The sequence below is a fragment of the Spirosoma sp. 48-14 genome (genome assembly GCF_001898575.1).
In the GTDB taxonomy this organism is placed as follows: Bacteria; Bacteroidota; Bacteroidia; order Cytophagales; family Spirosomataceae; genus Spirosoma.
This window is the reverse complement of sequence record NZ_MKUD01000031.1, coordinates 80,573-92,369: the sequence shown is the minus strand read 5'-3', so window position 1 is coordinate 92,369 and position 11,797 is coordinate 80,573. Positions and strand designations below refer to the sequence as shown.

11 protein-coding genes are annotated in these 11,797 nt (G+C 51.3%); all 11 read right to left on the bottom strand.

The window, feature by feature from the left end; all coding sequences use genetic code 11:
- The coding region (locus tag BGO59_RS17655) for a hypothetical protein (protein WP_293685146.1) at positions 1-310 on the bottom strand (310 nt) is incomplete at its 3' end.
- 11 nt (positions 311-321) lie between these two features.
- Complete coding sequence (locus BGO59_RS17650) at positions 322-2,127, bottom strand: hypothetical protein (RefSeq protein WP_293685144.1); 1,806 nt, start codon at positions 2,125-2,127, stop codon at positions 322-324.
- 61 nt (positions 2,128-2,188) lie between these two features.
- Positions 2,189-5,857 (bottom strand): phage tail tape measure protein, encoded by a 3,669-nt coding sequence (locus BGO59_RS17645; protein ID WP_293685143.1) that lies wholly within the window; start codon positions 5,855-5,857, stop codon positions 2,189-2,191.
- A gap of 2 nt (positions 5,858-5,859) precedes the next feature.
- Positions 5,860-5,985: a hypothetical protein gene (locus BGO59_RS17640; RefSeq protein WP_293685141.1), complete on the bottom strand. Its 126-nt coding sequence runs from the start codon at positions 5,983-5,985 to the stop codon at positions 5,860-5,862.
- Between the two features lie 41 nt (positions 5,986-6,026).
- Positions 6,027-6,557, bottom strand: a complete 531-nt coding sequence (locus BGO59_RS17635) for a hypothetical protein (RefSeq protein ID WP_293685139.1) — start codon at positions 6,555-6,557, stop codon at positions 6,027-6,029.
- Positions 6,554-6,967, bottom strand: a complete 414-nt coding sequence (locus BGO59_RS17630; RefSeq protein WP_293685137.1) for a hypothetical protein — start codon at positions 6,965-6,967, stop codon at positions 6,554-6,556. Before BGO59_RS17630 ends, BGO59_RS17635 begins: the two co-directional genes overlap by 4 nt.
- The gene (locus BGO59_RS17625) at positions 6,918-7,523 is read right to left on the bottom strand and encodes a hypothetical protein (RefSeq protein ID WP_293685135.1); all 606 of its coding nucleotides are present in this window, start codon (positions 7,521-7,523) and stop codon (positions 6,918-6,920) included. The genes BGO59_RS17630 and BGO59_RS17625 overlap by 50 nt, the downstream gene beginning before the upstream one ends.
- On the bottom strand, positions 7,520-8,047 hold the full coding sequence (locus tag BGO59_RS17620) for a hypothetical protein (protein WP_293685133.1): 528 nt from the start codon (positions 8,045-8,047) through the stop codon (positions 7,520-7,522). Before BGO59_RS17620 ends, BGO59_RS17625 begins: the two co-directional genes overlap by 4 nt.
- Position 8,048: 1 nt before the next feature.
- The gene (locus tag BGO59_RS17615; protein WP_293685131.1) at positions 8,049-8,408 is read right to left on the bottom strand and encodes a hypothetical protein; all 360 of its coding nucleotides are present in this window, start codon (positions 8,406-8,408) and stop codon (positions 8,049-8,051) included.
- Positions 8,409-8,454: 46 nt separating this feature from the next.
- On the bottom strand, positions 8,455-9,447 hold the full coding sequence (locus tag BGO59_RS17610) for a hypothetical protein (protein ID WP_293685129.1): 993 nt from the start codon (positions 9,445-9,447) through the stop codon (positions 8,455-8,457).
- 91 nt (positions 9,448-9,538) lie between these two features.
- The gene (locus BGO59_RS17605; protein WP_293685127.1) at positions 9,539-11,596 is read right to left on the bottom strand and encodes a hypothetical protein; all 2,058 of its coding nucleotides are present in this window, start codon (positions 11,594-11,596) and stop codon (positions 9,539-9,541) included.
- Positions 11,597-11,797: the final 201 nt, after the last annotated feature.

Here is an 11,797-nt window from a genome sequence, read left to right as displayed (position 1 = left end):
CCGCATCGACGATCTTGGGACTTTCCGTACAATAGGCTGATGCTTCGACGTCGTCAGGCAGTGGTACCGCCACAATAAACGGTAACAGGTAACCGGGTAGGCTCATTGGTACGCCTTCGATGGCATCCCATGCCTGACCTGATGGCTGAAAGCAGGTCGCCATGTTGCCCGGATCTTCCGAGAACGGAAGGAATACGCCCATTACTCCGCCCGAGCCATCGCCCCCAACAGCAGGAAATGAATCGACCGGCGAAGTGATGCCGGCAAAGGTGAAATCAAACGTAACATCAAAGGTTGTCAGCGCTGGCATGAGAGTAAGAGTTAACAGGCTCCGGTTGAAATCGTAGGTCCAGGAATTTCATAGGTTCCGCAGTTACCATCGGCGTAGGAAATGATGTCGACGTACGTTCGAACGATCTCCTGATTTTGATCGCAGTAGGTTTGTTCGTTTCGGCCCGACAGTACCGTTCCTTTGGGTGGGCAGTCCTGACCCGGATCGGCTGGGCTGGTAATGACCTGCTGACAGCGCGAACCGGCTACGATGTCCATTGTGATCGTTTCGGCGGCCGGATCGAACACGCCCTTATCGAGTTTGGCCGACGTGAACCGATTCGATTTGATGTAGCCGTCCAGATTGATCGGCAAATCCGAACAGCAGATCGGAATAACAATCCCTTCTTGTTTACGGGTTGGTGTCGTTGATAGCATGGCCATGCGAAGTCCGCCCGAATAACTACCGTCATCCTGTTTGACCTGGTTGACCATGCCAGCCGTGAACGATCGACCGTATCGATGGTAATCAATGAATAGTAATGCCGCCGACTGGTAGCCGTTGGGACCGATGGTTGTCAGTACGGACGTGTAGCCTGGATACTCCGCGTTACTACTGGCAATGGCCATTTGTGCGTACGGACTCTGGTAATTATCGTACGTTCCGGCTGGCACGATGTCACAGAGGAAAATACTGTCGTCGGGTACGGATTCGGGACTTCGATACCCCCAATAGAGCGCTGTCCAGATTTTCTGCGCGGTCATCGTGTTGGTTTGCACTTCGCCTTTGTCGTTTCGAACCACGCATCCATCATCATAGCGAACCGAGGCTTTTTTGTATTCCGCAAAGGCTGCTGGCGAGTTATTGGATATGACCAGCTCTTCGACGCCATAGAGCTTTTCCAGATCGACACTTTCGTTATTGGCCTTGGCCAGCGAATCCGGAAACCGTAGTAGATTCAGCGAAACCTTTTTGGTTGCCGCGTAGCTCTGGGTAGCAAACCAGCTGTAGTGTTCGATGCGCAGATGCCCCGTCTCGTTGTCCAGCATAAAGTACACATTATGCAGCGCGCGCAGTTCGTACAGCATTTCTTTCAGCGTGGTCACCATCTTGACCGCAGGTTGCGTAGAGGCTGGCCGCTTGGCATCCGATCCGTGCAGGAGCAGTTTGTCCAGGTTCTTTCGCCCCGTTACCGGATTGATCAGGGCAAAGTAAAACGAGGAGGTAAAGCCGGGAATAAATGCGGCCTTCGTATTTTCGATGGATTTACTGAGCAAGTAGTCAATCGCGTAATTCAGCCGAATGCCCCGCTCATAGACATGCTCCCAGTTGTTGTAGCCCGTACCCGGCGCATTACCATCGGGAACTGTGCTGATTACATCGCCATCATTATTAATCGAGGTCACCAGAAAATCGACGTACAGCGCCACAAAGGGCACCCGCTGCGGATCTTCTTCCAGTAAGTTGATGGGCTTTTCCCACGCCCGAAACAAAGCATCGTATCCATCGCGCGGGGAGATTTCTCGAATTTCAGCCGTACAGTCGGTAAAGTTCCAGCGAACACTGTCTAGTTTAAAGTACCCTGGCCAGAACGGATCCAGATCAGATGAATCGCAGGCGGATGAATACACGTTGACCGACACCTCGACGCAGCAGGGGAACTGATCGCGTTGGAGTAGTAACCAGGCGAAGTCGTCACCTGATAAGGTTAATCCACCCTGCAACTTGGTTCGGTAGAAGAGCTCGTTATCCTGAAGCTGAGTCGAAAATTTCCAGTCCGTACCCGCACTTACCTGCCGACTGTGGGGCAAATCGGGGTTAGTGGCTGGCAGTAGGAGTTCGACGTATAGCTTCATGATGCAAAATAATAATATCAATCGTAGAGTACTATCAAAAATGGTAATACCGTAAGAGCAATCACTTTATGGTCCGAATCGTCTCCTTAGTACCATCCGTTTCCAGAATTCGGTTATTGCCTAATGCGGTTTGCTGTTTTCTAGGCTTAGTGTGCCGCTCAATGGTCGATAGTCGGTCATTCATATCAGACAAATGCCGTTCCATGGTCGAAAAGTCAATTGGACTTTGATGACTAAAACCCGGCTGAGTCATATGCTGAATGATAGCCGAAGGCAACCCAATACCCCCCTCTTTCAAAAGGGCCAGAAATGCTCTGCGCGGATCATTCAGATTGAGCGCTTCAAGCGTTTTGTCGAATCGATCCGACGATTCAGCATTTGTCACATGCTCTCCGCCTTCAATCTCAATATCGGAGAATGCTCCCGTTCCGCGAATTCCACCGTGTTCATGCGACGGGCCATTCAGACGCCCCCCTTTACGAAGCTTGGTAATTGATTTAGCTTTAGCCGTTACCGCAGCAACAGTAGCGAAAATGGTCGCAATAGCACCAATGGCCAATACTACACCGAGAATGGGGTTGAATGTGGACGAAATAGCCTTATCGAACGCTTTAGCCGATGCCGATATTAAATTCGATACGGTTACCGCATTGTTTGACACAACAGACGCTAGATCCAGTGTTTGCTGAACAGCCAACGCTTTTCGTTTTGTTGCCTCCTCCTCGGCTTTCTGACGCTTCAAGTCAGCTAACTCTGCCTCACGCAAAGCCTTATTGTTTGCATATCCTTCCTTATCGCGCTCCTCTTCAATTCGAATTTGCTCTTCTTTGGCCTGAATCTGCTGATCAAGGGCTGCAATGCGTTCCTCGCTGGCCTGAATAGCTACCTGTGTAGTTTCCTGAAAAGCATTTTTAATTAGCTCTGTGGCCTGGGTAAACGCCTGACGCTCGGCTTCATCCTTGAATGACTTCGAAACGCCCAGCAAATCCCAGATGTCCCGGTTCACCGGACCAAGTAATTCAATCTCCTTACGCTTATCCTTGAGGGCTTTTACAAACGCTTCCAGTCGCTTGATTTCGGGCGTGTTTTTGGGGTCGTTCTGCTGAGTGAGTCCGTAAATCTGATTTTCAGCAGACACCGTTTGCGTAGCAATCTCGTCAAGCTGATTCTGTCGGTTAAACTGCGCACCCGTCTGATCTTTACCCTTTACCCGAAGCTGAATATTCGACAGGCTGATTTGCTCCTGCGCTTTCTGATCACGAATAAGTTGATCCTGAACCAGTGCGTTTCGATCCGAGTCACGCTTTTTGATCAGAGCCAGTAACAACTGTGAATTCTTGCCCTCTTTAAGTAGCCGCTCTTCCCAGTAGGCATCAAACAGCTTTAGTTCGGTTTCGTTCGTCTGCTTTTCAAGACCAATAAGTTCGGCCTGCTGACGAATCTTGTTGATGCGAATTTGTCGATCGGCCTCCGCATCGATTTCTTTTCGACGGGCATCAAACTGTGCTTTTACATCGGCCGGTAACTGTACGGCTGTATTGGCAACCGGCTCTCTTACACCTGTCAGTTTATTAATAGCGGTGGTCTTCGCTGCCGCTAATTGTAGTTTACGTAAAAAGTAGGCTTCTCTTGCGTCTAATTCTTCTTTGTCAAGCCTAGCCTGTTCAAGGATATACGCATTCTGGTCTTTTTTGAGTGATTCAAGTTTATCCTTACCGAACTGCTCTTCAAGTTTCTGATACTCCTTGACGTATTCGTCCTGAGCCGACAGCAGGAGTTTGTAATTATCTTCGGCGGCTTTCTGGGCATCCTTACCGGCTTTTTTCTGATCCGCTGTCAGCGGTTCATTCAGCGCACTTCTAAGCGCAGCGGCCCGGCCTGCCTGATCCTTTTTCGCCCGATTCAGAGCCGACGTGGCCACGGCAACATTTTCCCGAGCCTGTTTGATAGCCAGGGCATCGAGTTTACCGTCCTGAATGAGTTGCTTTCGCTGTTCGGTATTGGCGGTTCTAAGCTGGGAAGCTGTTTCGTTGTACTGCTTACGGACCTGAATCAGTTTGTCCTGCGCCGTCGATAGCGCTTCCTGAGCGGCCTGTACGGCGGCATCATCCTTTTTGATACCCGAACCGACCAGCGCATTGGTTCGGCTGGTAATCGAGGAGTTCACCGTCTGATTGGCTACTTTCCGAACTTCATCATTCTGAGCACGCGCACTGGCAGCTGCGGCATTGGCCTGCTGTTGACGCTGGTATTCAGCAATCCCGTTTTCAATGCCCATGCCGACGTTGCCCGTAAAGTTGGTCACAAAGCCACGCAGGAATGCCCTGTATTCGCCTGTTTTGGATGAAAGTTGCGTTAAGAAACTAGTAAACGATTGAATCGCGAACCGTAAAAAGCCGCCCTGCGAATCACCCAGTTCCCGAAAGAACCCTTTGAATGAGGTTCCGAGTTTATCCAAGTCGGTCGACAGATTGTCCAGGTTGATGCGTTGCTGTTCATAAGCCGTATCGGTGCCCGTCAAATCCTTGGTCAGTTTCTGGATTTCGCCCCGCGTATCCAGGATCCGACGGGCCGCAACGATGTTTTCCTGCCCGAATACTTTAGTTAGTTCGGTTGTCGTATCATATTTGGCCGCAGCGTTCTCCAGCGCTTTGTCCAGACCAACAATACTCGGACGCAGGTTCTTATCGGCATCGGTTTCGAGTTTGAGAATCACGTTACGGAGTGCGGTACCGGCTTCTGATCCCTTAATCATCACCCCGGCCAGCGACTGAATGAGCGCATTGCCTTCCTCAAACGACAGACCAGCCGCTTTCATGGCGGTACCCGATGCTTTCAGCGCTTCGGATGTATCCCGAACTTCGGAGGCCCCTACTTTCGCACCAGCGGCCAGCACATTGACAAACCGTCCCGCCTGATCAGCTCCTTCGCCAAATTGATTCAGCGCACCCACGGCGGCCGTGGCGCTATCCTGCAAACTTTCGCCTGATGCCTGCGCCAGGGCAACAACCTCCTCGGTTACACTGGCCAGGGCTTCTTTTGATTCGAGCAGTTCGGGCTTGATGCCTCCCACCAGTTTGAAGCCTTCAACAATATCTGAGGCCGCAATACCGGTTTTGGTTTCCAGATCGACAGCCGCATCGGCTAGGAACTGTAAATCCTTACCCGTCACCCCCGTCAGGGCTGAGAGTTGCGATAAGCCCTTGCCGAACTTAGCCGATTCGGTTACCATCAGCTTCATGCCTTCAGCGACACCGAACGAAATCGATATGGCCGTTGTCAGTTCCGAGACAAGGCCTTTTATGCCTCCCCCCGAACCGCTTTTACCGGCCTTACCCAGCTTCTCAACTTCATCGGTAATTTCGGGAAAGCCTTTCTTGAGCTCAGCCAGTCGGCCTTTAACTAAATCCAATTGGGCGGTTAGCTCCTGGTACCGACCAGCGGCAATGAATTCAGCCTGTTTGGATTTAAGCTCCGCATAAATCTGCTTGAGCCGGGTCTGTTCCTGTCGAAAAGCTTCGGCGGTCGCCTGAATCTTCTGATAGATTTGACCCTGGGTCGATAGGGTCGTATTGAGCTGTTGAGCCGACTGATTAGCGGCCACAAACGGATTCGTGCTTTTTAAGCCCGTCAGCGAATCTTCGACTGTTCCCAGACGATTCGAGACGAGGTCCATCTTTTTAAAGAACTCGTCCAGGTCAAGATTATACCTTACGTCGATATCCTGCATGGCTAGGCTTTGTTATAGGCATCAGCGATGGCCTGCTGACGAACTTTCCAGTTTTTGTAGAAATGATAAAACTCGATCGTCTCCATGCGGTCGAGTGCCGAAACGCCTTCGGGTCTGCCTTCTGCCAATGTCAGCAGCAGGTTTGACCAGTGGGCATCCTTGTCGACGATTAACTGTCGGACGGGGGTGTTTTTAAAGTCAGTTCCGGTAGACTCACCGTCGAAAAGGTTTCCATGAGCGTGTTTAATTGCTGCCCGGTAATTGTTAGGTAACTTAGTGCCAAGCTCAAAAAAAAATCACGCTCGATACCCTGCCAGTCCTCGATTTTCTGACGGGCAAATTCCAGGTCGTAGGCTTTCCGGTCTTCATCCTGCCGGTTGATAAACAGCGTACAGATGTAGTACAGCGGAGCCGCTTTTGCGTTCAGATCACCCAGCCCAAGCAGGATGTTGTTCAGCGTCACCCCGGCATCGACTACCCGACCACTGTTGAGCGAGTCGTAGGCGCTGCGAATCTCACGCAGTACCGTTGCGGCATCGCGACCCAGTAGTCCGTACAGATTGAACTTTTCGAGCCACCTGTCACGCGCGACCGATAGCCGGGCTTCGTGTTCGACGTAGTAGGTATGGCCACCGGCTTCAAACTTCTTTTGCGTAGGCGACAGCCGAACGGGCAGCAGATCATGGTTTATTTCACTCATAGGGGAAAGTATTTCTGTTGAATGGATTGAAACGCGCCCCCAAACCAGACAGACAGAACGGCCGTGAGCGCGCAAAGAATAATACTAAAATTCGTATCGTACTGCAATTTATAGTACAGCGATAACCAGAAACCCATCTGACCACCCACGCAGAATACGCAGCTAAGAATAGGCTTGAGCAGATACTCACTCACCTTGTAGCGCCCAGTCTGAAATAGCAAATGATCATCGCGTTCCGTCCATGATTTGCCGTGCGTGATAAAGTAGGTCTGAAGCGAGTACAGCCACTTTGCCCAAAACGCCAGAATCATTCCCGGCTGGGTGAGGGTATTCACGTACGTTGTGGCCGCTAAACCAGCACTAACAGCCAGCAACAGGCAGGCCAGTAAGTTCAAAATTGCAGTCATCATGCAGGGTAAAGGTTAAGACTAAATCCAATCCAAAGGCGAAATACGGCGGAAACAGGTACTGCGAACTGGTTTGCGAATAGGTGTAGCGGCTAAACAGATTCGTATCCGATGAAGGTGAGCCCGTCACCTCACACCGTAGGCTTTGAACAGGCGAATCCGAATCAACGACGATTTTTCGGAATAGCCGCTCAATCCGGGCAATCAGCACGGCCGTTGCCTTCTCCGCCGATACGTCCTGAAACAGTTCCTGATTCCCCCAGCCAATCAGCCGCAAACGCGATGTCCACTTGCTCTGATTGCTCGTTGGTGATCCTATTTCCTCGAAATAGATAATCAGGCGTTCAGCCTGATCGGGCACCAGATCCGGAAAGGCTCGGCCTGACAGACTACAACTAGCTGGTGAGGCTTCCAGTGGAATCGGAAACCGGCTGATTTTGCCTGACGTAAACACATCGGTTTCGAGCGTTTTCACCAGACCCGCCAGACGCGAAATCACCGGGCCATTCAGGGGCTCCAGGGCATCAGCCAGATAGCGCGCAATGAGTTGATTAATCATAAGTATTTTCGAATAATGGTACGGACTTCGATTTCGGCATCACTGGCCAGTACCTTTTGGCGGTCGGCGGGGATAAGGAGGAAGTTGCCGTAGCGAGACAGGTTTGCCAGTATTTTGGCTATGGCGTCAGCATTATCTGAGCCCGTCAGCACTGAATAGCGATAACCATTTTGCGTTTGCGAGATGATGCGTAGCGAACCCAGCATTTCACCCGTATAAAACAGGTTGACGTGATCCGACTTTCGCCCCTGAGCCGCCCGAAACTCACCCCATGTCCCTTTGCCGCCCGATGACGCATAGGCAGAACCTGCACTGTTTAATGCCTTTTTCTTGAAGCTGGATTTGTAAACGGGTTTATCCGAATACTCCGCAAACGAACCGTCGACACTGATGCCGTCCTGAATGATGTCCCGCTTTTGCAGCGTCAGCGCGGTTTGGGCCATACGCAGGGCGATGTTGGGAGCCTGAGCCTCCAACTCCTGACGCATGGCCGCAATCCGCTGTTGATACTCTGACGTGCTCATCTTACACCAACCGATACCACTTGGTGAGTGAGGCAACGTACACGTATTCCAGTGTCGTACCAGCCGACTTGGAACCCGGTGCCGCTGGCTCTAAAACTGACTGACCCGCATTGGCAACAACCGTACAGGAAGTAACCACGACGTTACCGGCCGTGATCGTGCCGCCAAAGATGAGCCGCACCCGCTGACCATCGAAGGGAGCCGACGGGAAGGTGATGGCATGGGCCGACAATAATGAGGCTGGATTGACCAGGACCAGAATCGGGCCTTTGGCGTTAGTCAGGGTCGTTGCCGAACCGGACGTAATGGTTTGACGGGTAGTCGATAACCGGGCAAACCGCTGCGAAATGTCAAGACTCATGATAAAAAACAGTTAAACGTGAAAAACACAGCCAGTCGTTGGCTGATTATCGGAACGCTCCTGAGCGGCTCCAGCCGTACGGCTGAACGCCCTGAAAGCACGTATTGTCAATATTGAGTTTGAGCTTTGGAATCTGGATTTTGAGCCAGTTCAGCCGGTTCAGGTACTGCTGATCACACGCGACCGCATCGGCTTTTAGATCCGTTTCAGCCAACACTGTACTGCGTTCGATGGCAGCCGAGGGTTGCGCTACACACAGAAAGTAACCAGCCTTATACGCCAGCATGTTGGCGATAACCAGCCGTGTCTGATCGTTTTCCATCAGTTGCAAAAGGAGCGGGTCGGCATCGCACTGGCCGCCCAGCGTCATCACGTAGCCGCCAGCTTTGCCATCGCAACAGTTCTGAATCATACCGATCAGCGCCCCCATGCCGCCACAGCCGCCACAGGCCCGGTTGTTGTTGGCTACTTTGACGCCATCGGGTAGCGTCGTGCGCAGTTCGTAACGAAGCCCGTCCATGGGGATTTCCCACGGCTGACCTACGCTGAATTGCTGCGATGATTTAGCGGTAAGGGCCGGAATGTTTAGCGTCTTAAGGGCGACGTTACTACCTTCGGCATAGAGTCCGATTACCTGATTGGTCAGATTTTCGGAAACCATCAGCCCGATCGAGCGAATCAGCAGTTTGCCGCCTTGCTGATAGCGCATATGGAACGGAAACGTTATGGTTTGCGATGCAGGGGCTACAAACAGCGTCCATTCGGGTTTTCCGAACTGACCACTGTAGACAGGCCTTGCCCGAAACGAATCGAGCAGGAAGGCTTTCAGATCGGCATTGAGCGCATTGCTGGTCAGTAGCCGTGTATTGCTGCGAACAGCCCAGCTATTGCCGCCCGGAACCCGGCCAATGGGTAATTCCTTGACATCGTCCAGGTAGATGAGCGTCGTATTTTGCACGTCATTGACAATGCTCTCCGGTACGATTCCCGTACAGGCCGAAGCCGTACGGGCGAGTCCTAAGTAGGGTGTAAAGTCCATATTATGCCGGTTTGTTACTTTTTAGGTTTTGGCTTTTTGGGCGTTGGTTTTTTGGGCGTTGGCATTTTGGTGCCGGGTTTCATTTTCATGATTAGGTCGATTTAGTCATGCTCATTAATTCATTTCCCTGATACCACTTATGGATACTTCCATCCGGCATCTTTAATGCGTAGGTTCCTCCATTTTCGCCAGGCACTATCTCGGTTACGGTCATTGTCACGCCTTTATGGGAGGCCATATGCTCTTTACCGGAAATGGGCATGACCGAATCGCCTACAGCAAATTGAGATTGTGCTGGTTGTTGCATGGCTGTTTGCTTATCTGAACCAGCTGTCGGAATGCCCGACAGGCTGACGGGTTTGGGTAGCTTGTCGATCAGCCGTTTGACTTTGGCTGAAACCAGTGCATCCCGATCCGCGAAGGGCAATCCGTAAAAGTCAGGCCGCTCGATTTCCAGTTCGCCAAAGACGATATCGGAATTAGCGTACAAAACGGCCATGTCTTTAGGCACCAGCCCCGATGCGTTGTTGTACTCAAATTCATCGAGCGCCATACTGATGTAAGGCAGGTGCTGCTTTTTGATGAAGTACTGCTGGAGCGCGACCGGATCGGATTCGTAACGTTTACGGTTGATGTCATCCTGAATCTGGCTGATTTCTTCCTTACCCACACCCGCTTTCCGGGCCGCTTCCATATCGGCGTACAAATCTTTCATGGCCGTTAGCTTCAGATCGCGCGGAAACTCGTACAGCGGTTTGACTTCGCCTGAAATGTTCATCAGGGCCGCAATGTGCATCACCGACGCTTTGTACACCGATGATTTGTGATCGGCAAAGGGCAGTAGCGTATTATTCTGATCCTCCCGGCTGACGGTGTATTCGGTTGCTGTTTTGGATGGCCCCTGTACCTGAATCTGCTGATCCGACGAAAAGACGGTCTGCACGATTTCGAGTTTTTTCTTCTCGATTTTATCGTCATAGGTCGTTATCGTTTCCAGTTCCGGTTTTACGGTGTGAACCAGCTTGGTCAGATCGGCCCAGTCTTCGGGGTTGTCGGGCAGATCCATGATCAGCGTATCCTGTTCGGACTTATGGACCAGATGGCCACTGCCTCCGCAGGCGTTACAGATTTCATTTGTGCGCCGGTTGATCCCATTGTCGCAGGTATCACGGAATTTGGTTTCCGGATTCATCTCACCCGGGCAGGGGGGCGACTGCTTGAACTGTTGCGGGTAGCCGTGCTTCTTGCTGACAATGTCGTTTTGGGCCTTCAGATCGATTAGCTCTTTGAACAAATCAAGGGCTGCGTGAAAAGCAGGTGATACGCAGGTTAGATTGCCCGTAATCGGATCGGGCTTGTAGCCCAGCCGAACCGCCGGCACCCGCTGAATACCCGGTGCAAATAGTACAATGCGGTATAAATCGCCTGACGTCGCTTCGAAGGTGTCTTCAGTCAGTGGAATATCGGCTCGGCCATCCTGTTTGTCGAGGTAGTAGCGAAACGCGAACGGACCCGCGTAACAGATCAGATCGGTTACCGTCTGCCAGATTCCATCGGTGTTTTTATACTTGACCTGCGTCGCAACCAACAGATAATCCAGATCACCACGCGTAAACCGAAAGTTATACACGTTCTGACAGGTGAACAGAACCCCATATGGCCTAGCCCGTTCGCCTGCATCGGCATTGAAGGGCTCAAAATCATACAGAATAAACGCATTGGGGTCGTAGAGCGCAATCTGATCGTAAGTCAGTGTCAGATAGTCGTCGAGCGAGCCGCGTTGAAAAGACCCTTCACCACCAAAGTCATTCAGTACATCCTGTAAATCCTGCTGATCGCGCTTGGAAGTGCCTTCGAAGTTGAGACCTTTCTTAATATCCTGAATGCGGCTGATCTGGCCGAACTTCTTTTCGACCAGCGAAGCCGTACTGCTCAGGTTCTGATGCGTGAGTGCGATTTTCTGACGGTGATCGTCGATGGTTTCCCGAAGGGGAAAGCGGCAAATGAAGCGCTCCCAGTTGAAGCCGAACAGAATGGTGAAGTAGTCATCACGCAAGGCAATGGTTCGCTGATAACCATCGTGCCGGGTGCCGTTCTCGATGGCATCCTGAATCAATTCCTGCGCCTGGCTGGTCGAAAAGTTTGGCATTGTGTCGTCAGGAGTTAAGCCCTGTACGACCGGGCACAGCCAAATACTATTTTTTAGCGTAAAATACGATTATAAATATTATTTGTGCAAGCAATGTGGATATGCGAACAAAGGGAAGTAAAAATATTTAACTAAACCCAACGAACGTATATACAATGTCCGTTCAAGTTTTTATATATTTAACGTGATAGTATAGTTTGT

Bases quoted from the DNA above. Each gene is read 5' to 3' on its own strand.
- BGO59_RS17650 (WP_293685144.1), bottom strand. From the start codon at position 2,127: ATGAAGCTATACGTCGAACTCCTACTGCCAGCCACTAACCCCGATTTG.
- BGO59_RS17645 (WP_293685143.1), bottom strand. From the start codon at position 5,857: ATGCAGGATATCGACGTAAGGTATAATCTTGACCTGGACGAGTTCTTT.
- BGO59_RS17635 (WP_293685139.1), bottom strand. From the start codon at position 6,557: ATGAGTGAAATAAACCATGATCTGCTGCCCGTTCGGCTGTCGCCTACG.
- BGO59_RS17630 (WP_293685137.1), bottom strand. From the start codon at position 6,967: ATGATGACTGCAATTTTGAACTTACTGGCCTGCCTGTTGCTGGCTGTT.
- BGO59_RS17625 (WP_293685135.1), bottom strand. From the start codon at position 7,523: ATGATTAATCAACTCATTGCGCGCTATCTGGCTGATGCCCTGGAGCCC.
- BGO59_RS17620 (WP_293685133.1), bottom strand. From the start codon at position 8,047: ATGAGCACGTCAGAGTATCAACAGCGGATTGCGGCCATGCGTCAGGAG.
- BGO59_RS17615 (WP_293685131.1), bottom strand. From the start codon at position 8,408: ATGAGTCTTGACATTTCGCAGCGGTTTGCCCGGTTATCGACTACCCGT.
- BGO59_RS17610 (WP_293685129.1), bottom strand. From the start codon at position 9,447: ATGGACTTTACACCCTACTTAGGACTCGCCCGTACGGCTTCGGCCTGT.
- BGO59_RS17605 (WP_293685127.1), bottom strand. From the start codon at position 11,596: ATGCCAAACTTTTCGACCAGCCAGGCGCAGGAATTGATTCAGGATGCC.